At 72.1% G+C, this 22947-nt stretch carries 23 protein-coding genes; 13 read left to right on the forward strand and 10 right to left on the reverse strand.

Going from position 1 to position 22947, the window contains the following annotated elements; translation table 11 throughout:
- Nucleotides 1-2: 2 nt before the first annotated feature.
- Nucleotides 3-986 (forward strand): EamA family transporter, encoded by a 984-nt coding sequence (locus ACWGR4_RS38395; protein ID WP_452130463.1) that lies wholly within the window; start codon nucleotides 3-5, stop codon nucleotides 984-986.
- On the opposite strand, the gene ACWGR4_RS38400 is transcribed toward ACWGR4_RS38395, so the two are convergent.
- Complete coding sequence (locus ACWGR4_RS38400) at nucleotides 973-2529, reverse strand: FAD-dependent monooxygenase (protein ID WP_452130464.1); 1557 nt, start codon at nucleotides 2527-2529, stop codon at nucleotides 973-975. The genes ACWGR4_RS38395 and ACWGR4_RS38400 overlap by 14 nt on opposite strands.
- Before the next feature lie 527 nt (nucleotides 2530-3056).
- Here ACWGR4_RS38400 and ACWGR4_RS38405 point away from each other — a divergent pair.
- Complete coding sequence (locus tag ACWGR4_RS38405) at nucleotides 3057-3326, forward strand: ABC transporter ATP-binding protein (RefSeq protein ID WP_452130465.1); 270 nt, start codon at nucleotides 3057-3059, stop codon at nucleotides 3324-3326.
- A 6-nt stretch (nucleotides 3327-3332) separates the two neighbouring features.
- A complete protein-coding gene (locus ACWGR4_RS38410) occupies nucleotides 3333-5114 on the forward strand; it encodes a glycoside hydrolase family 3 protein (protein WP_452130466.1) in 1782 nt (593 codons plus the stop codon).
- Nucleotides 5115-5133: 19 nt separating this feature from the next.
- Here ACWGR4_RS38410 and ACWGR4_RS38415 read toward each other — a convergent pair whose 3' ends face one another.
- Entirely contained in the window at nucleotides 5134-6570 is a 1437-nt protein-coding gene (locus ACWGR4_RS38415; RefSeq protein WP_452130467.1) for an MFS transporter, read from the reverse strand.
- Nucleotides 6571-6817: 247 nt separating this feature from the next.
- Here ACWGR4_RS38415 and ACWGR4_RS38420 point away from each other — a divergent pair, with 247 nt between their 5' ends.
- Nucleotides 6818-7357 carry an ArsR/SmtB family transcription factor gene (locus ACWGR4_RS38420; RefSeq protein ID WP_452130468.1) on the forward strand — a complete coding sequence of 180 codons (540 nt, stop codon included), beginning with the start codon at nucleotides 6818-6820 and terminating at the stop codon, nucleotides 7355-7357.
- Entirely contained in the window at nucleotides 7354-8595 is a 1242-nt protein-coding gene (locus tag ACWGR4_RS38425; protein WP_452130469.1) for an MFS transporter, read from the forward strand. The genes ACWGR4_RS38420 and ACWGR4_RS38425 overlap by 4 nt, the downstream gene beginning before the upstream one ends.
- 84 nt (nucleotides 8596-8679) lie before the next feature.
- Here the strand turns inward: ACWGR4_RS38425 and ACWGR4_RS38430 are convergent, their stop codons facing one another.
- Nucleotides 8680-9168: a DUF6328 family protein gene (locus tag ACWGR4_RS38430; RefSeq protein ID WP_380002410.1), complete on the reverse strand. Its 489-nt coding sequence runs from the start codon at nucleotides 9166-9168 to the stop codon at nucleotides 8680-8682.
- 575 nt (nucleotides 9169-9743) lie between these two features.
- Between ACWGR4_RS38430 and ACWGR4_RS38435 the strand changes: the two genes are divergently transcribed.
- Nucleotides 9744-11291 carry an ABC transporter substrate-binding protein gene (locus tag ACWGR4_RS38435; RefSeq protein WP_380002412.1) on the forward strand — a complete coding sequence of 516 codons (1548 nt, stop codon included), beginning with the start codon at nucleotides 9744-9746 and terminating at the stop codon, nucleotides 11289-11291.
- A gap of 58 nt (nucleotides 11292-11349) precedes the next feature.
- Here ACWGR4_RS38435 and ACWGR4_RS38440 read toward each other — a convergent pair whose 3' ends face one another.
- Nucleotides 11350-11769 (reverse strand): TOBE domain-containing protein, encoded by a 420-nt coding sequence (locus ACWGR4_RS38440; protein ID WP_380002413.1) that lies wholly within the window; start codon nucleotides 11767-11769, stop codon nucleotides 11350-11352.
- 314 nt (nucleotides 11770-12083) lie between these two features.
- Between ACWGR4_RS38440 and ACWGR4_RS38445 the strand changes: the two genes are divergently transcribed.
- Nucleotides 12084-12524: a PPOX class F420-dependent oxidoreductase gene (locus ACWGR4_RS38445; protein WP_380002414.1), complete on the forward strand. Its 441-nt coding sequence runs from the start codon at nucleotides 12084-12086 to the stop codon at nucleotides 12522-12524.
- 163 nt (nucleotides 12525-12687) lie between these two features.
- Here ACWGR4_RS38445 and ACWGR4_RS38450 read toward each other — a convergent pair whose 3' ends face one another.
- Nucleotides 12688-13290, reverse strand: a complete 603-nt coding sequence (locus ACWGR4_RS38450) for a TetR/AcrR family transcriptional regulator (RefSeq protein WP_452130470.1) — start codon at nucleotides 13288-13290, stop codon at nucleotides 12688-12690.
- A gap of 149 nt (nucleotides 13291-13439) precedes the next feature.
- Here ACWGR4_RS38450 and ACWGR4_RS38455 point away from each other — a divergent pair, with 149 nt between their 5' ends.
- Entirely contained in the window at nucleotides 13440-14570 is a 1131-nt protein-coding gene (locus ACWGR4_RS38455; RefSeq protein WP_380002416.1) for an FAD-dependent oxidoreductase, read from the forward strand.
- A 58-nt stretch (nucleotides 14571-14628) separates the two neighbouring features.
- Here ACWGR4_RS38455 and ACWGR4_RS38460 read toward each other — a convergent pair whose 3' ends face one another.
- A complete protein-coding gene (locus ACWGR4_RS38460) occupies nucleotides 14629-14976 on the reverse strand; it encodes a hypothetical protein (RefSeq protein ID WP_452130471.1) in 348 nt (115 codons plus the stop codon).
- Between the two features lie 208 nt (nucleotides 14977-15184).
- Between ACWGR4_RS38460 and ACWGR4_RS38465 the strand changes: the two genes are divergently transcribed.
- The gene (locus tag ACWGR4_RS38465) at nucleotides 15185-15853 is read left to right on the forward strand and encodes an O-methyltransferase (protein WP_452130472.1); all 669 of its coding nucleotides are present in this window, start codon (nucleotides 15185-15187) and stop codon (nucleotides 15851-15853) included.
- 52 nt (nucleotides 15854-15905) lie between these two features.
- On the opposite strand, the gene ACWGR4_RS38470 is transcribed toward ACWGR4_RS38465, so the two are convergent.
- Entirely contained in the window at nucleotides 15906-16487 is a 582-nt protein-coding gene (locus ACWGR4_RS38470) for a DUF3237 domain-containing protein (RefSeq protein ID WP_452130473.1), read from the reverse strand.
- Nucleotides 16484-17734, reverse strand: a complete 1251-nt coding sequence (locus ACWGR4_RS38475) for a flavin-dependent oxidoreductase (protein WP_452130474.1) — start codon at nucleotides 17732-17734, stop codon at nucleotides 16484-16486. Before ACWGR4_RS38475 ends, ACWGR4_RS38470 begins: the two co-directional genes overlap by 4 nt.
- A 159-nt stretch (nucleotides 17735-17893) precedes the next feature.
- Here ACWGR4_RS38475 and ACWGR4_RS38480 point away from each other — a divergent pair, with 159 nt between their 5' ends.
- The 4 genes from ACWGR4_RS38480 to ACWGR4_RS38495 all read left to right on the forward strand — a co-directional run bounded on the left by ACWGR4_RS38480 (nucleotide 17894) and on the right by ACWGR4_RS38495 (nucleotide 20882).
- On the forward strand, nucleotides 17894-18436 hold the full coding sequence (locus tag ACWGR4_RS38480) for a MarR family winged helix-turn-helix transcriptional regulator (RefSeq protein ID WP_380002421.1): 543 nt from the start codon (nucleotides 17894-17896) through the stop codon (nucleotides 18434-18436).
- A gap of 231 nt (nucleotides 18437-18667) precedes the next feature.
- Nucleotides 18668-19651: a P1 family peptidase gene (locus ACWGR4_RS38485; protein WP_452130475.1), complete on the forward strand. Its 984-nt coding sequence runs from the start codon at nucleotides 18668-18670 to the stop codon at nucleotides 19649-19651.
- Between the two features lie 119 nt (nucleotides 19652-19770).
- Nucleotides 19771-20361, forward strand: a complete 591-nt coding sequence (locus tag ACWGR4_RS38490) for an RNA polymerase sigma factor (RefSeq protein WP_452130476.1) — start codon at nucleotides 19771-19773, stop codon at nucleotides 20359-20361.
- Nucleotides 20358-20882 carry a transmembrane transport protein gene (locus tag ACWGR4_RS38495; protein WP_452130477.1) on the forward strand — a complete coding sequence of 175 codons (525 nt, stop codon included), beginning with the start codon at nucleotides 20358-20360 and terminating at the stop codon, nucleotides 20880-20882. The genes ACWGR4_RS38490 and ACWGR4_RS38495 overlap by 4 nt, the downstream gene beginning before the upstream one ends.
- Nucleotides 20883-21095: 213 nt before the next feature.
- On the opposite strand, the gene ACWGR4_RS38500 is transcribed toward ACWGR4_RS38495, so the two are convergent.
- Together ACWGR4_RS38500 and ACWGR4_RS38505 are read right to left on the reverse strand one after the other, a co-directional pair.
- The gene (locus ACWGR4_RS38500) at nucleotides 21096-21890 is read right to left on the reverse strand and encodes an SDR family NAD(P)-dependent oxidoreductase (protein WP_452130478.1); all 795 of its coding nucleotides are present in this window, start codon (nucleotides 21888-21890) and stop codon (nucleotides 21096-21098) included.
- Between the two features lie 113 nt (nucleotides 21891-22003).
- Nucleotides 22004-22885, reverse strand: coding sequence for an NAD(P)H-binding protein (locus ACWGR4_RS38505; protein WP_452130479.1), 882 nt, complete (start codon nucleotides 22883-22885; stop codon nucleotides 22004-22006).
- Nucleotides 22886-22947: the final 62 nt, after the last annotated feature.

Genomic DNA, 22947 nt, shown 5'->3' on the forward strand with positions numbered 1-22947 from the left:
CCATGACCGATGTAGCCCATGACATACCGCGTGTGCGCAGCTTCTCCGGCCCCTCCACCCATGCGGGTCTCGGCGGCGGTCTCCTCCTCGCCCTCGTCTCGGCGACCTCCTTCGGCATGTCGGGGTCGTTGGCGCGGGGGCTGCTCTCGTCAGGCTGGAGTCCGGGGGCGATCGTGCTGGCCCGGATCGGCCTCGCCGCGCTGGTCGTGGCGCCGTTCGCGGTCGTGGCCCTGCGCGGGCGGTGGCATCGACTGCGCACGCAGGCCCGCACCGTGCTGGTGTACGGCGTACTGGGCCTGGCCGGCGCGCAGTTCTGCTTCTTCTCCGCCGTCACCACGATGGACGTCGCACCCGCGCTGCTCATCGAGTACACCGCCCCGGCGGCGGTCGTGCTCTGGCTCTGGGCGCGCCGCGGGCGGCGCCCGCGACCGTTGACCCTGGCCGGCACCGGGCTGGCGGCCGTGGGCCTGGTCCTCGCCGTCGACCTGTTCTCCGGCGCCGATCTGGCCTGGTCGGGCGTGGCCTGGGCACTCGCGGCGATGGTGGGCCTGACCGCCTACTTCCTGATCGCGGCGGACACCGACACCGGTCTGCCCCCGGTGGCGCTGACCGGTGCCGGTCTGGTGGTCGGCACGGTCACCCTCGCCATGCTCGCGGCGGTGGGCCTGCTGCCGATGCACGCCGGCCTCGACCCGGCCGCCTACCGCACCGGCAGCACACCCTGGTGGGTGCCGGTGCTCCTGCTCGGCCTGGTCACCGCCGCCCTGGCCTACACCACGGGCACCGCGGCGGGCCGCCTGCTCGGCTCCCGCACCGCCTCGTTCGTCGCCCTCCTGGAGGTGGTCGCCAGTGTCGGCTTCGCGTGGTTGCTGATCGACGAGGCACCGAACGCCGCCCAGACGGTCGGCGGCCTGCTGATCATCGGCGGCGTCGTCCTGGCCGGCCTCGACAACCGCCGAGACCCCGCCGCGCTCAGCGGCCGGTGAGCGCGGCGAGGGTGTCGCCGACGGTCGTCCCGTTCGCCGGTCCGTCGCGCCAACGTGCCGCGACGTGGCCGTCGGGGCGAACCAGCACGGCCCCATCGGCGTCGATGCCGCAGAGTTCGCGGTGTTCGTCGGGCAGGGTCTCGATCCGCAACGGGGCTGCCGGCGCGGCGCGTTGCTCCCAGCGGATGGGATCGGGGGTGAGCAGGGTGAAGCACTCGCCGACCGCGTCGAGCGTGGAGCGGCCGTCCGCGAGCCACACGTGCGGCATGCGCCGACCCGGCTCCGCGCTCGGCACGTAGTTCGTGTCCGCGTCGGAGGGTTCGGGTGGGGCGTCGCCGTCGGAGCACACGGCGCCGGAGCGGTAGCCGACCCCGAGCACCAGGCCGAGTTGCGCGAAGTACTGTTCCGTCCAGGGCAGTTCGACACCGTCCGTCGGCGCGGCGCCGGCGTCGAGCCGCTCCCGGCGGCGGTTTTGCACCTCGACCAACAGCCGGGTGTTGACCACCGCCTGACCAAGGGTGCGGTGCGCGACGGGCAGGCGTTCGGTCTCGTAGGACTCCACCAGGACCGGGTCGGCCCATCCGTGCAGCACCCCCGCCAGTTTCCAACACAGGTTGTGCACGTCGGCCAGGCCCGTGTTCATCCCCAGACCGCCGAAGATGGGCAGTGCGTGCGCGGCGTCGCCGGCCGGCAGGATGCGGCCGTGCCGGAACCGTTCGGCGACGAACGCGTTCATCACCCACGGCTGCACCCGCAACACCTCGGCCCGGACGTCGGCGGCGGGGCCGAGGGCCCGTGCGACGACCTCGGCCCAGTCGACGGGCTCGGCGGTCGCCGGCGTGGGGCCGAACCAGGCCCAGCCCCCTTCCGGATAGAGCGGGGCGAGGGTGCCGTGCGCGGTCAGGTACACCCCGGCCGGTTGCTCGGCACACCAGCGGAGGTCGGCGTCGAACACGACGGTGGTGAAGGGGCCCAGCGCGCCGGGACCGGTGGTACCGATACCCACCGCCCGCCGGACGGTGGAGTTCGCGCCGTCGGCGCCGAGCAGGTAGCGGGCCCGCACCCGCAGTTCGGCGTCGCGTCCGTGGTCGACGAGCGTGGCCACCACGCCGTCGGGGTCCTCGGCCACGTCGACGAGCTCGACGCCGAAGCGCACCGGGGCGCCCGGCGCGGCGAGCAGGATGGGCTCCAGGCGGTCCTGTGAGGTGAGCACGCCGAATTCGGGGCTCTCGGGCACCGGCGCGGCGACGCCGACCATCGCCGCACTGGCGAAGTCGCGGTCGTACAGGGTGTCGCGGAAGCGCACGCGGCCGTATTCGGGGGCGAACCCCGCGGCCCTGATCCGGGCGGCCAGGCCGAGTCGGCGAAAGATCTCCATGGAGCGCACGTTGACCAGCCGGGACCGGGGGAAGGGCGACAACTCGCGGTGTCGCTCCACGAGCAGTACCCGCACACCCCAGCGTTCGAGCAGTGCCCGGGCGGTGAGGCCGACCGGCCCGCCGCCCACGATCAGGACCTCCACCTCGGCGTCCACCACGCGCATGGCGATCTCCTCTGGCCCACCTCGGGTCGGTCGGCGCACTCGGTGACGGTGCCGGGCGCACGATCGGCGGCTCGGCCGGCACACCCCGTTCGAAGACGGTGGTGCGGGTGGGATGCGGCGGCGAACGGGTCGAGTCGGCGACGTGCCCGGGTACGCGGCCAACGGTAGCCCTGTCACCACCCTCACGAGCGAACCCCGCCCGTACCCGAAACCGGCGTGTCGCGGGCCCGACGCACACACCCCGCCACAGCCCGACCCCACCGACCGGGTGGGGGCGCAGCGCGGTTGGGGCCAACGTACGTGAGCGTGGGGCGAGTTCGGATGCGCGCATCGCGGGCGGGCAGGGCGAGGGTGTGGGGTCCAGGGATGTGTTGCGGACCGGGTCCGCGCGATCGGCCGGCGGCGCGTGCGGGAGCGGCGCTGCCACAGGAGAGGGCCCCGAGCGCCCCCGCTCACGGTCCGTCGCCGCTCGTCCCCACCATCTCGCGCAGCGCCGCCACCCACTCCTGTGGTCCTTCGGTCACGCCGTGCTGCGCGGGCTCACCGGAACCCTCGGGCTCGCCGGGTTGTTCATCTCACACGACCTGGGCATGGTGCGCGCCGTGAGCGACGATGTCGCGGTGCTCTATCTCGGGCGGGTGTGCGAACAGGGTCCGACGGAGGACCTGTTGGCCGCACCGGCGCATCCGCATACCGCCGTGCTGCTCGCCGCCGTGCCCGAGCCCGGGCGGGCGCTCGGCGACGGGCACGACCCCACCCGGCATCGCCCCGACCACTCCACCCAGTACGAGGACTGATCCGCCATGCTCCGGACTCTTCGCCACCACGACGGCACCCCCTTCCGCGACCTCAACCACAACGGGACCATGGAGCCCTACGAGGACCCCCGGCTCCCGATCGACGAGCGGGTCGCCGACCTGCTGGGCCGGATGACGCTGGAGGAGAAGGCCGGGCTGATGTGTTGCGGCCGGATGATCCCCGGCAACGGCGCCCGGGTCCCCACCGGGGCCGAGCTGATCGGCGAACGCGGCGTCAACACCTTCGGGTTGACCGCCATGCCCTCGCCGGTCGAGACGGCCCGGTGGAACAACCACGTGCAGGACCTGGCCGCCGCGACCCGCCTCGGCATCCCCGTCACGCTCGCCTCCGACCCGCGTCACGGCTTCACCGAGAACCCGGCCACCGCGTTCACCGGCGGCGCGTTCAGCCGAGGGCCCGAGCCGATCGGCCTCGCGGCCACCGACGACCCCGCGCTCGTCGAGGAGTACGCCGCCGCGATCGCGGCCGAACTGCGCGCGGTGGGTGTGCGGGTCGCGATCCACCCGATGGCCGACCTCGCCACCGAGCCCCGCAAGCCCCGCACCAGCGGCACCTTCGGCGAGGACGCCGACCGGGCCGGACGCATCCTGGCCGGCTACATCCGGGGCATGCAGGGCGAGCGGTTGGGCCCGGACAGCGTGGCCTGCATGACCAAACACTTCCCCGGGGGCGGGCCCCAGGAGGGCGGCGAGGACCCGCATTTCGCCTACGGCACCCGTGCCGTCTACCCGGGCGGCAACCTCGACTACCACCTGAAGCCCTTCGAGGCCGCCTTCGAGGTGGGCACCGCTCAGGTGATGACGTGCTACTCGATCCCGACGGGCACCGCGCTCGCCGAGGTCGGCTCCTCGTTCAACCGCGACGTGCTGACCGGACTGCTGCGCGAGCGGTACGGGTTCGACGGCGTGGTGTGCAGCGACTTCAACGTGCTCACCGGCATGGAGATCCCCGGCATCGTCGCGCTGCCGCCGCGCAATTGGGGCGTCGAGCACCTCACCCTCGCCGAGCAGGCGGTGCTGATGCTGCACGCGGGCGTGGACCAGTTCGGCGGGGAGACCCGTTCCGACCTGATCGTCGACGCGGTACGCTCCGGCGCCGTCGACGAGGCGCGGATCGACGCGTCGGCCCGGCGCATCCTGCGCGACAAGTTCCGCCTGGGCCTGTTCGACGACCCGTACGTCGACCCCGAGGCCGCCGAGCGGGTGGTGGGCCACCCCGCGCGCGTCGAACTCGGCCGCCGGGTGCAGCGGCGCTCCCTGGTCCGGCTCACCGGAGAGCCGTTCGCGGACACGCCGGGGCGCCGGCTGTACGTGGAGAACATCGACCCCGCAGTCGCCGCCCGCTACGGCACGGTGGTCGAGCGCGTCGAGGACGCGGACCTTGCCGTGGTCCGGATCGACGCCCCGTACGAAGTCCGCGTGGGCCTGCTGGAACGCCACTTCCACGCCGGATCCCTCGACTTCCCCGCCGCCGAGATCGACCGCCTGCGCACACTGTGCGCGACCGTGCCGACCACCGTCGACGTCTTCCTGGACCGCGCCGCGATCCTCACTCCGCTCGCCGACAGCGCCGCCGCCCTGCTCGCCGACTTCGGCGCCGACGACGACCTCGTCCTGGACGCGGCCTTCGGCCGCGCCCCGACACCCGGCACGCTGCCGTTCGACCTGCCGTCGTCGATGGAGGCCGTGCTGGACTCCCGCGAGGACGTGCCCTTCGACACCAGCGACCCGCTGTTCCGCTGCGGCCACCCGCATACGACCCGGTGACGGGCCGGGACGCCGGCGCTCAGGAGGGGGTTCGGGACGCGCGACGGGAGACGTCGCGTGTCCCGGGCCCGGCGGAGGGCGGCGCGGCGGTGCGGGGGATGGCCGCCGCGGTGAGTGCCGCCGCGAGGGCCGCGGCGGCGGCGAGGGCGAAGACGATGCGGTACGCGTCGAGCGAGGCGTAGGTGCCGCCCGCCGCGTTTCCCGCGCCCGCCGGCACCGTCGTGGTGACCGTGGTCAGCACGACGGCGACCACCGTGCTGCACAGGGCCTGGCCGATGGTGCGCATCAGCACGTTCAGGCCGGTCGCCGCCGCCGTCTGTGCCGCCGGCACCGCCTGGATCACCAGGGTCGGCAGCGCCGAGTACACCAGCCCGGTCCCGACCGAACACATCGTCGCCCCGGCCGTGATCGTCCACATCTGCTCGCTGGTGAACACCCGCACCACGTAGGCCCCCGCGATCACCAGCGCCCCCGCCACCAGCGTCAGGCGAGCCCCGCGCGCGGCGGACAACCGGGCCGACACCGGCGACATGACGACCATCGTCACCCCGCCGGGCAGCAGGCACAGGCTCGCCACCAGCGCGGACGCCCCCAGGCCGGACCCGGTGCCCTCGGGCGCCTGGACCAGTTGCACCGTGGCCAGCCAGTTGGCGTAGAAGGCGAAGCCGGTCACCAGCGCCGCCAGATGCGGCAGCAGCACCGTCCGGCGGGCCGCCAGACGCAGATCCACCAGCGGTTCGCGCACCCGCAGCTGCTGCCGGCCCCACAGCGGCAGGACGAGTACGCCGGCCGCCCCGACGCCGAGCGCCGCCGGACTCGTCCACCCCCAGTCGCCGCCCTTGGACACAGCGAGCAGTACGCCCACCAGGCCCGTGGTCAGCAGCAGCGCGCCGACCACGTCGAACCGACCCGGCGTGCGAGCCGACGAACGCGGCAGCACCCACCACGAAAGCGCCGCGCCGAGCGCGCCCAGGCCGGTGGTCACCCGGAACAACACGTGCCAGTCCGCGTGCTGCACCACGATCGACGCCAGCGGAAGTCCGGCCGCCGCCCCGATGCCCACCGTCGAACTCATCAGCGCGACCGCCGAGCCGACCCGGTGCGGCGGCAGTTCGTCGCGCAGGATGCCGGTCGCCAGCGGCACCACGGCGGCGGCGGTGCCCTGGAGCGCCCGCGCGGTGATCAGTACGCCGATGTCGGTGGTCAGCGCGCACAGCGCCGAACCCACCGTCATCACCACGAGCGCGCCGACCAGGATGCGGCGCCTGCCGTACATGTCGCCGGCCCGCCCGAGGACGGGGTTGAGCACCGCGCCCGAGAGCAGCGTCGCGGTCAGCATCCAACTCACCGTGCCCGGCGAGGACCCGGTGTCGCCGGGAAGTGCGGGCAGCAGCGGCACGATCACCGTCTGCATGAGCGCCATCAGGACTCCGCCGAAGGCCAGGGTCGGCACCATCAGACGGGAACGAAGGCCGGATGAGGGTACTGCGGTCGACACGCGGCGACTCCGGGATCCGGGGGCCGTCAGCTGACCTGACGGTCCGTCAGATCAGTTCTGTCACGAACTCCCCCGGAACGCCGGCACACGTGACGGAGGTCGCACCATGTCGCACGACCGCACGACGTCGTACGACGGAGCCGATTTCGAAATCGCGGACGACAACCTCTTGCCCAATGGTCAAGAAACGTTGACCATTACTCGCATGCCTACGGATGATCTTCCCGAGACGTTTCACGTCACCACCGACGAGCAGTTGCGCGCCGTCTCCAATCTCACGCGTCACCGGATCATGGCCGTGCTCCGCTTCGAGCCGGCGACGATCACCCGGATCGCCGAGCGGATCGGCATCGCGAAGGGCAGTTCCAGCTATCACGTGCGGCTGCTGGAGCGGGCCGGCCTGGTGAAGGTGGTCCGGACCCGGAAGGTGCGCGGGGTCACCGAGCGCTACTACGCGATGGCCGCGCGGTCGATCGTGCTGCCGGACCCGGGCGAGGGCGGGCCGAATGTGCTGATGCGGCACGCGGTGGCGGATCTGGAGGAGTCGCCGGCGGCCGGCGAGCGGCACGTGCGGATGGCGCATCTGCGGCTCACCGAGGAGCGGTTCGCGGAGTTGGGGGCGCGACTGAACGCCCTGGCGGACGAGTACCGGGAGTTGTCCGATCCGTCGCTGCCCGACGTGTCGCTCGTCTTCGCGCTGTTTCGCCCCGCGTCGCGCGAGCGGGCCGAGGGGGACGCCAAGTGACTTCGGACGGGGGGAAGTTGCCGACCGGGTTCGGCCGACTGTGGACCGCGCAGACGGTGTCCTCGCTCGGTGACGGGGTGTCACATGCCGCCCTGCCGCTGCTCGCGTTGACGTTGACCCGGGAACCGATGGCGCTGGCCCTCGTCACGTCCGCGGGGACGCTGCCGTGGCTGCTCTTCGGGGTGCTCGGCGGTGCGCTGGTGGACCGCTGGGACCGCCGGCGCACGATGTGGGTCGCGGACACGGCGCGCGCGGTGTTGCTCGCGATACCCGCAGCGGCGGCCGTGCTCGGCGTGCTGAGCATTCCGCTGCTCGCGGTCGTCGCCTTCCTGCTCGGCGTCGGCGGACTCTTCTTCGACACCGCCGCCACGGCCTATCTTCCGGATCTGCTCCGCCGCGACCCAGCGCTCCTGGAGCGCGCCAACTCCCGCCTACGCGGCGCCCAGACTGCCGCGTCCGGCTTCGCGGGGCCGCCCGCGGGCAGTGCGCTGCTCGCACTCGGGCGAGCCGTGCCGCTGCTCACCGACGCGGCGTCGTTCCTGCTCTCGGCGCTGCTCGTACGGACGCTGCCCGCCATGCCCCGGCCCGAGCCGGAGGTCCGCGAGTCGCTGCTGCGGCAGGCGCGTGCAGGGGCCTCGTATGTCTTCCGGGACCGACTGCTGCTCGGGCTCGCGCTTCGCCCGGCGATCGGGAACATCGCCTTCGTCGCGGTGGAGACCGTGCTCGCCCTGTTCGCGCACGACCGCCTCGGCATGGACACCTACGGCTTCGGCCTGCTCCTGACGGCGGAGGCCACCGGCGGCCTGCTCGGCGCGGGCATCGCCTCGTCCCTCGGCCGACGACTCGGCACCGGCACCGCGCTGACCTGCACGGCCGCCGTCGAGGGGTTTGCCGTCCTGGGCCTGGCCGCCGCGCCGAATCCGTACCTCGCCGGCCTGGCACTCGCCGTCTGTGGAGCGGGCATGGGCGCCACGATGGTGCTCGGCCCCTCCCTCCGGCAGGCGATCGTGCCCGCCCATCTCATGGGCCGGGTGGCCTCGACCTCCCGCATGCTGGGCATGTGTGCCGCCCCGTTCGGGGCCTTCCTCGGCGGATGGCTGGCCACCACCTACGACGTCCGCACCCCGCTCTACGCCGCCGCCGGCCTCCTCCTGACGATGACGGCCGTCACCGCGTCCATGACCGACAACCGCCGGGTCGAGGAGGCACTGCGCGCCGCCGTCCCGGTCGAGGTGTGATCCCCGCCGTCGAGCCGATGCCGGATGCGCCGTAGGGCCGAACGTGGCGGGGCCGACCGGTCGGGCCCCGCGGCCGCCCGCCGGCTATTCCGCTTCTCGTGATCCCGCTGCACCCAGGCGCAGCGCCAACGGCAGCACGAGCCACCAACCGAGGAACCAGATCGCGGCCCCCGACGTGAGCACCGCCGCGGTGACGGGGCCGGTGGCAACCCGCAACAGCAGCAGCAACGAGCAGCCGATGGTGCAGGCCAACAGGCCCACCCCGAGCGGCACAAGACGGTTGGCCACACGGACCAGTCCGGGCTTGCGACCCTGTCCGGCGACGGCGCGATGCACCGAGACCACGGACACCAGGACCCCCATCGAGGCCGCGCCCAGCACCACGGCGGCCACGTACAGGCCGTTGTCGAAGTCGCTCAGGGTGTCGAACTTGGGGGTGAACACGACGCTCAACAGGAAGCCGAACAACACCTGCGCCCCGGTCTGAACGACCCGAACCTCCTGGAGCAGTTCGTTCCACCGTCGGTCGGCCCGCTCGTCCGCGCTCTCGCTCCGGCCGTCCTGTTCGCGCATGCTGTCCCCTTCGTCGGTCTCGCGTTTGCGTGGGGGACGACTTCCCCGACCGCCGCGAGGGCACACGGGTTCGACCGCCGGATCGTGCCGCGCGACCACGAGTTCGATCCCGCTCGGCGAGCAACTCCCGTATCGGGGAGGCAAGTTCGTCGCCGGGATCGATCACGCACCGGCTCGGAGGGCCGGCCGGACCGGGACGCGGCACGGCGCACGCGTCGAGTGCGACCGGCGGCGGAACGGGCCGTTCCGGCTTCGTGTCGAGAATCCCGCAGGCGGCCGGCCCGGGCGTCGGTGGTACGCACAGGATCGGGGGGTGTTCTTCGTGTACGGCGACGATCCCCCGGTTTCCGGCCACTGCCTACCGTGATCGTCCGCAGCGGCGCAAGCCGCACTCCGAGGAGGTTTCCCGTGACGGGACGATCCGAACTGCCGGGTACACCGCCCGCAGACCGCCGATGGACGCCGGCCACCGAGTCGGGTGCGGTGCGCGGCACCGGGCACGCCGACGTCGAGTTTTCCCCGACGGCCGAGTGTTTCCCGGAAGGCGCGCGATGAGACGCGTCTCGCGAGGGGTCGTGGGGACCCTCGTCCTGGGTCTGCTCGCCGCCGGATGCGGCGGCAGTGGCGGCGGTGACGACGCCGGTGCCGGCGACACGATGACCGTCGGGGTCACTGCCGACCCCGGTGGCCTGAATCCGCTCACCGCGCTGAACGCGAGCGCGTTCATGCTGAACCGCTTCTCCTACGACGGGCTGGTCAACATCCAGCCGGACGGGCGCGTCGTCTCCGGTGTCGCCGAGACGTGGACGACCGACGCGACCACCGCGAGCTTCACCCTCAAGCGCGGCGTGACGTGCGACGACGGTACGCCGTTGACCCCGTCGGCGATCGCGGCGCAGTACGCGTACGTTGCCGAGCCGACCAACGCCTCGCCCATGCTCGGCATGATCGTGCCCACCGGCCTCACCGTCTCCGCCGACGACGCCGCCGGCACCCTGACCCTGAAGACCCCGGAACCCACCCCGTTCCTGCTGCGCAACGCGGCGACGCTGCAACTGGTGTGCCCCTCCGGCCTGCGCGCGCAGGGCAAACTGGACCATGCCTCGGACGGCACCGGGCCCTACCGGCTGACCGAGGCCGTACCGGGCGACCACTTCACCTTCACCAAGCGCCCGGGTTACACCTGGGGTCCGGATGGCGTGGACAACGCCCGCACCCCGGACCGGGTGGTCTTCAAGGTGATCGGCAACGAGTCCACCCGGACCAATCTGCTCCTGGGCGGCCAGTTGGACGTCACCACGGTGGTCGGCCCCGACCGGTCCCGGCTGACGGCGGCCGGGATCAAGTCCACGGCCATGCAGGACCCGCTCGGCCAGTTGTTGTTCAACGAGGACGCGAACCGGGTCACCGCCGATCCGCGGGTGCGCCGGGCGCTGGTCACGGCGATCGACCTGCGGCAGTTGGGCGCGGTCGCCACCGGCGGCAAGGGGGTGCGGCCGACCCGGCTGGGCACCGCGATGTCCCCGCCCTGTCCGACCGACTCGGTCACCGCCAACCTCCCGACCCACGATGTGGACGGCGCCGCCGAGCTGTTGCGCACGGCGGGATGGCGCAAGTCCGGTGGGTACTGGACCAAGGACGGCCGGCAACTGTCCATCGAGGTGCCCTATCCGGGCTTGTCGGGCACCCAGGTCATCGCGGCGGCGGAGTTGGCGGTCAAGCAGTGGAAGTCGTTCGGCGTGAAGGTCGATCCCCGACCGACCACGCCCGCGACGAAGGTGTCCACGCTGATGGCCGGCCAGTGGGACGTGGCGTGGGCGCCGCTGTCGCTGAGCACGCCCGACCAGATGCTCCCGTTCTTCTCCGGGACCAAGCCGCCCGAGGGCCTCAACTTCGGGTCCGTGCAGAACCCGGAGTATCAGCGCCTGACGGCGCTCGCGATGGCCAAGCCGGACACCTCGGGCTGCGCCGAATGGACCGCGGCGGAGGAGGAGTTGATGAAGCGGATCGACGTGATCACCTTCATGGACAGCAACGTCCCCTACTTCACCCGGGGTTACGCGTTCGAGGTCGACGGCGGCGGTTTCCTGCCCACGACGCTGCGGCGCGCCGACGCACGCTGACCGCTCACGCGGGCGCGGCGGATTCGCGGTCACCGCCGCGCCGCCGCGCCGGTTCGGGTCAGGCCGTGGCGAGCGCGACCTCGGTCGACTTGAGCAGGGCGGTCACCGGCGTACCCGCCGTCAGACCCAACTCCCTCGCGGCCTCGACGGTGACGACGGCAGTCAGTTCGCCGTCCGCGACGGCGACCTTGACCCCGGCCATCGCACCGCCGAAGGCGACCTCGACGACCGTGCCGGGGATACGGTTGCGGATGCTCAGCCCATCGACGCCACCGGTGGCGAGCGAGACCTCGGTGGACTTGATCAGGGCCAGGACGGCGCTGCCTTCGGCCAGTCCGAGGTCGCGCACCGCGTCGACGGTGACGGCGGCGGTGAGTTCGCGACCGGAGCCGAGCCGGACCTTGACGGCGGCCATCACCTCACCGGTGGTCACCGAGACCGCGGTGCCCGGGAACTGGTTGCGGATGCTGAGCGACATGCGGACACACCTGGATCCCTGATCGCCGGAAGCCGATCTCCCGAACACGCGACCATCACCCTAAACGGGATGAAACACCGGCCCCGGGCAGACACGAGGAGCGTGCCGCGGATACCACCCCAAGGGCGGTTCGGCCGGACCTACGCCCGGTTCGCGGCCACGCGTTACCGCGATCGGCTCCGCGAGGGCGCGTAGGCGACGCGGCCCCGGCGCGCCCGGCCGGGAACCGGGTCGGAGGTAGTGTTTCGGTGCGGTCCGGTGCGGCGACGTCGCCGCGATTCCCACCGCGGCCGGACCCGCGACGAGGAGGACTCATGTCGAAGCCGCCACTGCCCGAACAGGCCATCGCGATGCTGCAAAAGCCCAACCCGGCCGTGATGACCACGCTCCGACCCGACGGCCAACCCGTCTCCACCGCGACCTGGTACCTGTGGGACGACGGCCGCATCCTGATCAACCTGGACGAGGGCCGAAAGCGGCTCGATCATCTCCGCAACGACCCCCGCGTCTCGCTCACCGTGCTCGACGAGGGCAACTGGTACACGCACCTCAGCATCGTCGGCACCGTCGAGGACATCCGCGACGACAAGGACCTGGCCGACATCGACCGGTTGTCCCGGCACTACGGCGGGCAGCCCTACCCACAGCGGGAACGGGCGCGGGTCAGCGCCTGGATCCGGATCGACCGCTGGCACGGCTGGGGCACGCTCAAGGACAACGACCAGGCGGGCGGCAGCCGGAACGTGTCGGAGTAGCCGACCCGTTGCCGCGCCGGTACACCCGGCGGCCCCTGTCTCCCCCATTCGGGACAGGGACCGCCGAGGTGCGGTTGGACGGGGCCGGCCGAGCCCGAACGGCGGCACCCCACCTTTCCCGTGCGAGCCACGCGCACCGCCGGCCACGCGCGCTCCGGGAGAGCTAACTCCCTTGGGCAGCAGGCGGGTTGCGCGGTGGCGGCCAGCCGTGGGCGAGAATGTCGAAGACCGCGTCGACGGTGGCCGCGGGATCCTGCCGGCCGCGCGCCAGGGTCGGGATCTCCAGGACGAACCGGGCCAGCGCCAGACACGCGATGTCGTCGTGGTCCACGCCGAGTTCGTCGGCGATGGCCGCGCCGAGGGCGTCGGTGTGCCGTGTCCACATATGTTCCGCGTACGCGCGCAGCGCCGGCGTGGAGTTCACCAAGTGACTGAACCCGGCTGCCTGCGGATGGGTCGCGACGGCGAGGAAGTTCTCCCGGACGTGCCGCCGGAGGGCGTCGAGGATGTCCCGGCCGGCGGACCGCCCCCGCACCGCGGCGACCAAGTGCGCCTCCCGGTCCTCCTCTTGGTCGAACACCAGCGCCTCCTTGCCGCTGAAGTGCTTGAACACCGTGGTCGTGGACACATCGGCCGCATCGGCGATGTCCCGGATGCTCACCCGGTCGTAGCCGTGCTCCAGGAACAGTTCCAGTGCGGCGTCGGCGATCGTTTGCCGAGTGGCCGCCTTCTTGCGTTCGCGGCGGCCGGCAGGGGGGACGGTCATGGGTTGAGTGTATCCGATGGTTGCATCGATGCTTTAGTTGACTCATTGCACTTTTGAACTTAGTTTGCTTTCGTGAGGGCAGCGGGTGAGTTCCCCCGCTTCCGTGCCCGTTCGGCCGACAGCCCTCTCCGCCGGCGAAAGGAACCCCCATGAACTCCCCCGCACCCGCCCACGCCCGAATCAGCGTCATCGGCGCCGGACCCGGCGGGCTGACCTGCGCCCGCATCCTCCAGCGGCATGGCATCCCGGTCACCGTCCACGACCGCGACCCGGGCCCCGACGCACGCGACCAGGGCGGCAGTCTGGATCTGCACGCCGACAACGGCCAGATCGCGCTGCGCGAGGCCGGTCTGCTCGACGAGTTCTTCGCCCGGGCCCGTCCGGAGGGGCAGGAGATGCGGAAGCTGGACCCGAGCGGGCGGATCATCTTCCATCACGTCCCGGCCGCCGACGAACTCTTCAAGCCGGAGATCGACCGCGGCCACCTGCGCGCGCTGCTCCTGGATTCCCTGCACCCGGGCACCGTGCACTGGGGCCACGCGCTCGACACGATCGACGGACCCGCCGACGGGCCCCGGCTGTTGCGCTTCGCGGACGGGACGACCGTCGAGGCCGATCTGGTCATCGGCGCCGACGGCGCCTTCTCCCGGGTGCGCCCGGCGGTCTCCCCCGCCGTGCCCGCCTACACCGGGATGGGTTTCCTGGAGGCCCACTTCCTTGATGTCGAGCGGCGGCACCCCGAGATCGCCGCACTGGTCGGCCGGGGCGGCGCCGCCGCGGCCGACGGCGAACGCGCCGTGTTCGCCCAACGCAACAGCGGCGACCACATCCGCGTCTACCTCATCCGCCGGGTCCCGGTCGACTGGATCGCCGCGAGCGGGCGCACCATCGAGGACACCGAGGGCATCCGCGCGCTGCTCCTCGACGAATACGCCGACTGGTCGCCGAGCCTGCGGCGCATGCTCACCGACAACGACGGACGCTACGTGGACCGGCCGCTGTTCGCGCTGCCGGTCCCGCACACCTGGGCGCACCACCCGACGGTGACCCTGCTGGGCGACGCCGCCCACCTGATGCCTCCGCTGGGCGTCGGCGTCAACCTCGCCATGCTCGATGCCACCGAACTCGCCCTCGCGCTCGCGAGTGCCGCCGACGTCGCCGACGCGATCCGGGTGTACGAGAAGACCATGCTCCCCCGCTCCACCCGGATGGCCGAGGCTCTCGACGGCGCCACAGCGGGCCTGCTGTCCACCGAGGACTCCGACGACGACCGGCCCTGAGCGGGTGACCCGGTCTCCCGGGTAGCCGAACCGGACCTGTGCGAAGTCGCAGGTCGCCTCAGCGCCGGCGGGGGCGGTGGATGGCGGTGACGAGGGCCGCGGAGGCGGCGACGAGCAGGGCCACGAATACGGGATGGATGTCCTTGGACAGGCTCTGGGCGCCGTCGGGGCGCACGAGCCAGACCGTGAGCGGGACGGCGAAGGCCACCGCCACGAGCGCGGCCGTCGCGCGCACCGACCGATCGGCGACCCGGGTGAGCGCGCCGATCAGGGCGATCGCGACCGGAACGACGGCGATCAGGGCGAATTGGGCCAAGACCATGACGGGGACCAGCCAGGCGGAGATGGTGACCGCCCGCGGGACGCGCCGGTCGATGGTTGCGGGCGAAACGGAGGTGGCTGACATGACGTTCCCCTCGTCGACTTAGCAGGCTTGCCTTTCGTTATAAGTTATAACTCTCGTGAGAGATTAGAGTCAAGAAATGCTCGTGAAACCCTCTAACTTCAGAGACCATCCATCAGGCGCGGGGCTCGGGCTGTGCCGGGTGGGATCCGGCCGGCATCGTCGGAGGGCCACGGGTGTTCCGTGCTTGGTCGAGGAGAGGAATTGCTTTGTGTCACAGCAGCAATGGAGCGCCGTGGACGGATACTTCACCGATCTGCTCGGCGCCGACGACGAGGCGTTGCGGGCCGCACAGCGGGAGAGCGACGCGGCGGGTCTGCCGCCGATCGCGGTCACCGCGCATCAGGGCCGGTTCCTGCATCTCCTGGCCCGGATCCGGGGGGCTCGGCGCATCCTGGAGATCGGCACGCTCGGCGGGTACAGCACCATCCATCTCGCCCGCGCGCTGCCCGAGGACGGCCGGCTGGTCACGCTCGAATACGCGCCGCGCCATGCCGAGGTGGCCCGGGCGAACATCGCGCGGGCGGGCCTGGCCGATCGGGTGGAGGTCCGGGTCGGGCCGGCCCTGGAGACGCTGCCGATCCTGGACGCCGAGGGCGGTGAGCCGTTCGACCTGGTGTTCATCGACGCCGACAAGGACAACTACCCGCACTACCTGGAGTGGTCCCTGCGGTTGGCCCGGGTCGGCGCGGTGCTCGTCCTGGACAACGTCGTGCTGGGCGGCGCCGTCCTCGACCCGGCGGCGGGCGGCGTGCGCGCCCAGGGTGTGCGTACGACGCTCGAACTGCTCGCCAAGGATCCCCGCCTCGACGCCACCGCCGTGCAGACGGTCGGCGACAAGGGGTGGGACGGGTTCGCGCTCGCCGTGATCACGGGCTGAGCGCGGCTTCGGCGCGGTGGGCCCCGTCGTGGCCGCCCACCGCGCCGACGCGCTACACCAGCGCGTGTGCCTCGTACCGGACGGTGTTCGCGCTGCGCATCGCCGCCGCGACGGCGATGGTGCGATTGAGCCCGGCGTACCGGGCGTCGCCCGTCTCGAAGCGGCAGACGAGCCGGAAGTAGTAGCTGCGCGGATCCACGTCCTCACCCCGCCGTAGTCGGGCCATGACCTCGGGCGGGCCGTACCGGAGTCCGGTGGTGGTCAGGTGGATCAGCGCCTCGTCGTCGGTGCGCAGGGTGTAGCGGGTGTCGATCTCGGCGGCGCCGTCGGGGTGCACGATCTGCCAGTCGCCGCCGCCCGGGAGGATGTCCCCGCGCAGCCGTGGGCCCTCGAAGGAACCGCCGACGATCGGGATGATCCGGCGCTCGCCCCAGGGGGTGCCGCCGAGGTCGAGCATGGTGTCCAGGTCCACCCGGAAGCGGGCGAGGAAGCTGAGCTTCGGGGAGGGCGAGGGGTAGGGCGCCGTTCCCGGGAACGGCTCCGGCTCGGGCTCGGGCTCCGGCTCCGACTCCGGTTCCCGCGAGGTGGGTTCGGCGTTCGGGTCCGGCTCGGTCCGGGACGGGTCCGCGTTCACGGCCGGCTCCCCGTGTCGACGGTGTACGACGCGCGTTCGTTGAGGAGCGTGGGGTCGAAGCCGGCGACGCGTTTGTAGCCGGCCGCCGCGTCCTCGCGTTCGGCCGGGGTGAGCACGTCGTCGATGTTCGTGAAGCCCAGCGGCGCCCGTTCGTGGACCAGGCGCATCACGATCTCCGGCCCCAGGTCCCGGTTGGCCAGCTGGATGGCGGTCGTCGCCGGTCGGCGGTCGGCCTCGTAGCCGGCCAGCGCGTCGTCGATCGGGTGCGTGGCGAGCCGCCACGCCAGTACCCGCGCGTCGAGGATCGCCTGCGAGGCGCCGTTGGACCCGATGGGGTACATCGCGTGCGCGGCGTCGCCGAGCAGGGTGACTCGGCCATGGGTCCAGCGCGGCAGCGGATCGCGGTCCACCATCGGATACTCGTACACCGCGTCGGCGGCGGCGATCACCGAGGGTATGTCCAGCCACGGGAACCGCCACTCGCCGAAGTGCCGCAATACGTCCGCGGGTTCGGCCCGGCGGTTCCAGTCGCCGGGGGCGGGCGGCGGGGTGTCGAGCGGGCGTTCGGCGATCCAGTTCAGCAGCAGGTTGCCGTCGGCATCCGGCTCGGGCGTCAGCGGATAGGCGACGAACTTCTCCGTCCCGTCGCCGGCCATGATCATGGTCCGCCCGGAACGGAACGCGGGCGCGCGGGTGGTGCCGCGCCACAACACGAGGCCGTTCCACGGCGGCGCGCCCTCCTCGGGGAAGAGCTGCCGGCGGATCGCCGAGCGAATCCCGTCGGCGGCGATCAGCACGTCGCCGTCGAGCGGCCCGGCGGCGGTGTGCACGCGCACGCCCTGCGGCAGGTCCTCGTACGAGGTGACCGGCCGGCCCGTGCGCACCGCGTCGGTACCCAGGCGTTCGCGCACCGCGTCCAGGAGCAACATCTGGAGGCCACCGCGATGCACCGAGTACTGCGGCCAGCGATACCCGGCGCCGAGCCCGCGCGGCTCGGACCAGATGGCCTGGCCGAACCGGTTGAAGTAGGCCAGCTCGCCGGTCGGCACGCCCAGCGCGGCCAGCCGGTCGGCCAGGCCGAGTTCGGTCAACTCGCGTACGGCGTGCGGCAATACGTTGATGCCCACGCCCAGCGGACGGATCTCGGCCGCCGCCTCCAGGACGGTGACGTCCGTGATTCCCGCCGCGTGCAGCGACAGCGCGGCGGTCAGACCGCCGATTCCTCCCCCGGCGACGATGACGCGCACGAAGGCCTCCCGGAGCAATAGATTGTTTCAGCCATAACAACTTTGCTCATCCTGGGGGCAGGGACCGGATTGCGCAAGGACTCTTGGCAGGATGTGCGCCACGTGCAGGATGGGCACGACACACCCGCACCACCCCACCCACCGAGCGAGACGGAACGTATGACGCCGCGCGCGACACCCCCCGCCGAGCCGACCCGACTGCCGGACGTCCGGTACGCCGACCAGGCGCGCGAACGCATCGTCGAGCTGGCGCCGGACACCGATCCCGGCGCGTTCGACCTGGGCTACCACCTGCTGCACGTGGCGTATCTGCTGGTCGCCGACCTCGAGGCCACCGTGCATCGGCCGCGCGGGTGGACCCTGCCGGGCTTTCGCATCATGTTCAAGCTGTGGATACTCGGCCCCACCCAGCCCGCCCGGCTCGCCGAATTGTCGGTGTTGTCCCGCTCGGCGCTCACCAACGCGATCAACACCCTGGAACGCGACGGCCTGGTCGAGCGCCGGCCCGTCGCCGAGGACAAGCGCGCGGTCCTGGTCGCCCTGACCGAGCAGGGCCGCGCGTCGATCGCCGAGGCGTTCGCCGCCCACTCCCGCCGTGAACTGGACTGGTTCGCCACCCTGCCCGAGCCGGACCGCGACCTGCTCACCACCCTGCTGCGCCGCCTGGTCGCGGGACGCCCCACCGCTCCCGCGCTCGACTGAACGGGTCCGCGCGGCGGCGCGAGCGGGCCTCCGCGGCTCCGAAGCCGCGCTCGCGCTGCGCCTGTTGCGCGAGCCCACCGTCGTCACGCACCGTCCGCACCCGGGCGCCGAGCGTCTTTTGGCGGAAGACCCCAAACGGCGTGGCGAAATTCGGACCCCACGACGGAGATCGACGATCGGGAGCCGGTGAGAATCGGCGTTGTTGTTCTCCCGAGAAAGGCCGGGTCGACCGTGAACGAGGCAGAGCGAGACCCGGTGCGCGTGCTGCGGTTCCGGGACGCGGGGCACCGGGTCGGGCGGTTCGCGACGGGTCCGCACAACACGATCACCGATGTGTCGGGCGTGCTGGTGGGTCATACGACGCTCGTGGACGAGGCCCAGGGGGTGCGCTCGGGGGTGACCGCGATCGTACCGACCGCGATGCGGGAGGCCCGGTCGTTGGCGGCGGGGATGTACCTCGGCAGCGGCCACGGGAAGGCGGTCGGGGTCACCCAGATGGTGGAGCGGGCCGCGTTGGCGACGCCGATCCTGCTCACCTCGACGCCGAGCCGGGGTTCGGATCACCCGGAGGCGCCGGTGGTCGGCGGGATCGACGACGCGTGGCCGGCTCCGGTGGTTCGGCGGCCGCTCACCCGCGAGCACGTCTCGGCCGCGTTGACGGGCGCGCACGACGGTCCGGTCGAACTGGGCAGCGTCGGCGGCGGCGCGGGGGCGTGTGCCCTCGGCTTCAAGGCCGGCATCGGGTCGGCGTCGCGCCGGGTCTCGCTCGGTACCCGGTCGGCGACCGTGGGCGCACTCGTCCAGGCCGACATGGACGGGGAGTTGCGCCTCCTCGGGCGATCGGTGACGCCGGTCGGCCTGGGCCTGGCAAGCGCCGGTCCGGCTGCCCCGGACAGCTCCTGCGTGGTCGTACTGGCCGTCGATGTCCCTTGCACGGCACGGCAGTTGTCCCGCATCGCGGCCCGCGGCGTATTCGCCCTACGCCGCGTCGGCGCCACGCTCGGCCGCGGCAACGGCGACTACGGCCTGGCCTTCTCCACCGCCTCCCAGGGCTCCCCGGCGGACCTCGAACAGGCCCACCTGGAAACCCTGTTCACCGCCGCCATGGACTGCGTCGAGGAAGCCGTGATCGACGCCCTGCTCGCCGCCCGCACCATCACCACCCCCACGGGCCGCAAGGCCCACGCCCTCCCCCGCCACCTCATCCGAGCCTGATCCCACCGGACCCCACCGGATCGACCCCACGAGCCGCGTGAACCTTTTCGGGGCGGGGCCCGACTTACCCGGCGAGAGCGGTGGGAGCCGCTCGGTGTGTGGTGAGGCAAGGAGGGTGGATGGACGTGGAGTCGGATGCGGATACCGATGCAGCGGATGCGGATACGGATGTGGGTTCCGGCGACGAGTTGTTGGTAATTCGGTGTCAACTGGGTGAGCGGGAGGCGTTCACCGAGTTGGCGGAGCGCTGGCACGGGCCGCTGTGGCGGTACCTGCGGGGCATGGTCGAATCCGCCGGTGTCGCCGACGACCTTGCCCAGGAGACCTGGGTCGGGGTGCTCCGGGGGCTGCCTCGGCTGCGGCAGCCGGAACGGTTCGTGCCGTGGTTGTTCACCATCGGCCGACGAACCGTCATGAACCACCTGCGGCAGACGTATTCCGCCCGGGAGGTGGCCGACGAGGATGCCGGGGAGCGGGCCGACGACGAGGTTTTCGCCGACGGCGTGCTGGATCGTATGGCGATCCGCAGCGGCCTGGACGGACTGCCGCCGAAGGAACGTGAGGTGCTGATCCTGTTCCATTTGGAAGACCTCCCGCTCGCCACCTGCGCAGCCGTGCTCGACGTGCCGGCGGGCACGGTCAAGAGCCGACTGTCGCGCGCACGCGGCATGCTGCGGGAGATTCTGATCGAAAGGGGCGATCACCCGTGAACCACGACGGCCACACCGACCACCACGACCGGGACGACGACCGGAAATCCGTTCCGCTGCCGCCCGATCTGCGCCGGGTGATCGCCCGCGAGACCTCGCTGCGTTCGCGCCTGCGCGACCTCGCGGTGGGGCTGGCCGGCGGATGCGGCGCGGCGTTTGTCGCGCTGCTGTGGGCGACCGAACCGCACGCCCTGCCGACCCGCACTCGCATCGCGTTCGCCGCGTTGATCGTGGTGGGCCTGGCCTGGGCCGCGTTCGGCACATGGGCGCTGACCGCCCGCCGACCGCTATACGGCCACGACGAGGTGGTGGGCGGCCGGATCGCCCTCGCCGCGACCACGGCGACGACCGTCGGCGGCACCGCCCTCGCCGCCGCGCGCGGCGGCCCCGGAGCGGCCCTGGCCACCGGCCTGGCCGGCGCCGCCCTGATCGCGTTGACGGCCGGCCTCCTGTACCGCGCCCACACCCGCCGCCGCACCCTGCTGCGCCGCCGTCACGAACTCCGGGAGGGAACGGGGTAGACGGCGATCCACGCCGACGGAAGACGAACGGAATCTTCTTCGGCGGACCCGTCACACTCCCGGGCCGCGAAACGTCATACCCTCCGAGAGCCGGATCCGGATCGTATTCCGGTTCTCGCGGTCGCCGAAGGTCGATGTCGGGTAGGGCCCGACCTTTGGCTCCCGGGGGGCGGGCAGTTGGGGCCCGCTCCCCGGATCCGGCAGCCGATCGGCTCAGGGGGTGATCGCGTCGACGTAGCCGCCGTCCACGCGAAGGGCGCCGCCCGTGGTCGCCGAGGCGAAGGGGGAGCTCAAGTAGACCACCATGTTGGCGATTTCCTCGGGTTCGATCAGCCGCTGGATCAGCGACTGCGGGCGGTGCAGGCGCATGAACTCGCGTTGCGCCCGGTCCCACGGCAGGGCGGGATCCACCAACTCGTAGACGAAGTCCTCGACTCCGCCGGTGTGCGTGGGGCCGGCGATCACCGAGTTGACCGTGACACCGCTCCCGGCCGCCTCCTTGGCGAAGCCGCGCGAGACCGCCAACAACGCCGTCTTGGACATGCCGTACTGGATCATCTCCGCCGGCGTGGCGATCGCCGAGTCGCTCGCGATGTTCTGGATCCGTCCCCAGCCGCGAGTCTGCATCCCGGGCAGGTAGGCGCGGGTCATCCGGACGGCGGTGAGCACGTTGACCTCGAAGTAGCGCCGCCATTCGGCGTCGTCGATCTCCAACGCCGGCCGGGTCCCGAAGATGCCGAGGTTGTTGATCAGGATGTCCACCGACGGGACGGCGGACAACACCCTCGCCGCTCCCTCGTCCTCGGCGATATCGCCGGGCGCGGCCCGGAATCGACCCTCCGGTACGTCATTGCGCAACCGCTCCAGGGCCGCCGCGACCGATTCCGGCGTACGTCCGTTGACGGCGACCTCCGCTCCCGCTTCGGCAAGGCCCTTCGCGATCGCGGCCCCGATGCCCTGCGTGGAACCGGTGACCAGAGCGGTCTTCCCGGTGAGATCGATCAACACGACGCGAACCCTTCGTCCGAACAACTCCTCTGCCGGGGCCAGTAGATCATCCCGTCGGGCATGTGGACACGCGCTGCGCCCGGTCCGGCCGGGGTGTCGAGCGACCCTGTCTCCTATGCCGCGTCGGCGATCCGGTGGCGGAGGTGGTCGTAGGCCCAGGCGGCGAGAGTGGTCGTGGTGGTGGTCTCGACGGTGCGGGGCTGTTCCGGCACGAAATCCTCCCGAAGCCCGGTGGACATCCCGAGCACCGCCTCGACCAGTCCATCCGTCATGCCGGCCCCGAGGAGCCGCTCGCGCATGGCGTCGTCGGTGATGCGCTCGACGCCGATCCGCCGACCCGTGGCGGCGGTGAGGATGTCGCCGACCTGCCGCCAGGTGAGGTCGGCCGGCCCGTGTACGGCGCGTACGCGGTGCCCGGACCAGTCGGGAGACAGCAGCCGGGTGACCGCAACCTCGGCGATGTCGCGGGGCGCCACCCAGGCCATCGGTTGGTCGAGCGGCAGGATCACCTCGAGGGTGCCCGCACGCAGGGCGTCCAGTTGCAGTTCGAGGTTGGTGAAGAAGTAGCCGCAGCGCAGATGGGTGACGTCGACGTCGATCTTGTCCAGGGCGGTTTCGGTGTGCGCGAGGCCGTCGATCTCACCGGCGCCGTGCCGTTTCTCGGCGCCCACGCTGCTCTGGAAGACGACCCTGCCGATCCGGTTGTCGGTGACGGCGTGGACCACACTGTCCGTGGCGCGCGCGTAGTCGGCCAGGGGGTCCTCGCCGCCGGTGGTCGGATCCACCCAGAACAGCGCGTCGACGCCCTCGGTGGCGGCCACCACCGTGTCGGCCTCGAATTGGTCGACCCGTACGGCGTCCACGTAGTCGCGCAGTTCGGGCGCCAGTCGGCCCGGATCGCGCAGCAGGACGCGCGGCCGAAGTCCGGCCCGGACCAGCATGGCGACGACGTGCCGGCCGACGTTCCCGGTCGGGGTGGTGACAGCGATCTGCATGATGCCCTCTCAGCCGGTGATGCGACATGAATCCGGCGGGCCCCGAGACGGCCCGAACCTCT

The organism is Embleya sp. NPDC055664 (genome assembly GCF_053618075.1).

What these genes read in the sequence shown, in the direction of transcription:
- ACWGR4_RS38410 (WP_452130466.1), top strand. Translation starts at nt 3,333, where the DNA reads ATGCTCCGGACTCTTCGCCACCACGACGGCACCCCCTTCCGCGACCTC.
- ACWGR4_RS38440 (WP_380002413.1), bottom strand. Translation starts at nt 11,769, where the DNA reads ATGTCGCTCAGCATCCGCAACCAGTTCCCGGGCACCGCGGTCTCGGTG.
- ACWGR4_RS38455 (WP_380002416.1), top strand. Translation starts at nt 13,440, where the DNA reads ATGAACTCCCCCGCACCCGCCCACGCCCGAATCAGCGTCATCGGCGCC.
- ACWGR4_RS38445 (WP_380002414.1), top strand. Translation starts at nt 12,084, where the DNA reads ATGTCGAAGCCGCCACTGCCCGAACAGGCCATCGCGATGCTGCAAAAG.
- ACWGR4_RS38460 (WP_452130471.1), bottom strand. Translation starts at nt 14,976, where the DNA reads ATGTCAGCCACCTCCGTTTCGCCCGCAACCATCGACCGGCGCGTCCCG.
- ACWGR4_RS38420 (WP_452130468.1), top strand. Translation starts at nt 6,818, where the DNA reads ATGCCTACGGATGATCTTCCCGAGACGTTTCACGTCACCACCGACGAG.
- ACWGR4_RS38415 (WP_452130467.1), bottom strand. Translation starts at nt 6,570, where the DNA reads ATGGTGCCGACCCTGGCCTTCGGCGGAGTCCTGATGGCGCTCATGCAG.
- ACWGR4_RS38505 (WP_452130479.1), bottom strand. Translation starts at nt 22,885, where the DNA reads ATGCAGATCGCTGTCACCACCCCGACCGGGAACGTCGGCCGGCACGTC.
- ACWGR4_RS38450 (WP_452130470.1), bottom strand. Translation starts at nt 13,290, where the DNA reads ATGACCGTCCCCCCTGCCGGCCGCCGCGAACGCAAGAAGGCGGCCACT.
- ACWGR4_RS38430 (WP_380002410.1), bottom strand. Translation starts at nt 9,168, where the DNA reads ATGCGCGAACAGGACGGCCGGAGCGAGAGCGCGGACGAGCGGGCCGAC.
- ACWGR4_RS38490 (WP_452130476.1), top strand. Translation starts at nt 19,771, where the DNA reads ATGGACGTGGAGTCGGATGCGGATACCGATGCAGCGGATGCGGATACG.
- ACWGR4_RS38480 (WP_380002421.1), top strand. Translation starts at nt 17,894, where the DNA reads ATGACGCCGCGCGCGACACCCCCCGCCGAGCCGACCCGACTGCCGGAC.
- ACWGR4_RS38400 (WP_452130464.1), bottom strand. Translation starts at nt 2,529, where the DNA reads ATGCGCGTGGTGGACGCCGAGGTGGAGGTCCTGATCGTGGGCGGCGGG.
- ACWGR4_RS38395 (WP_452130463.1), top strand. Translation starts at nt 3, where the DNA reads ATGACCGATGTAGCCCATGACATACCGCGTGTGCGCAGCTTCTCCGGC.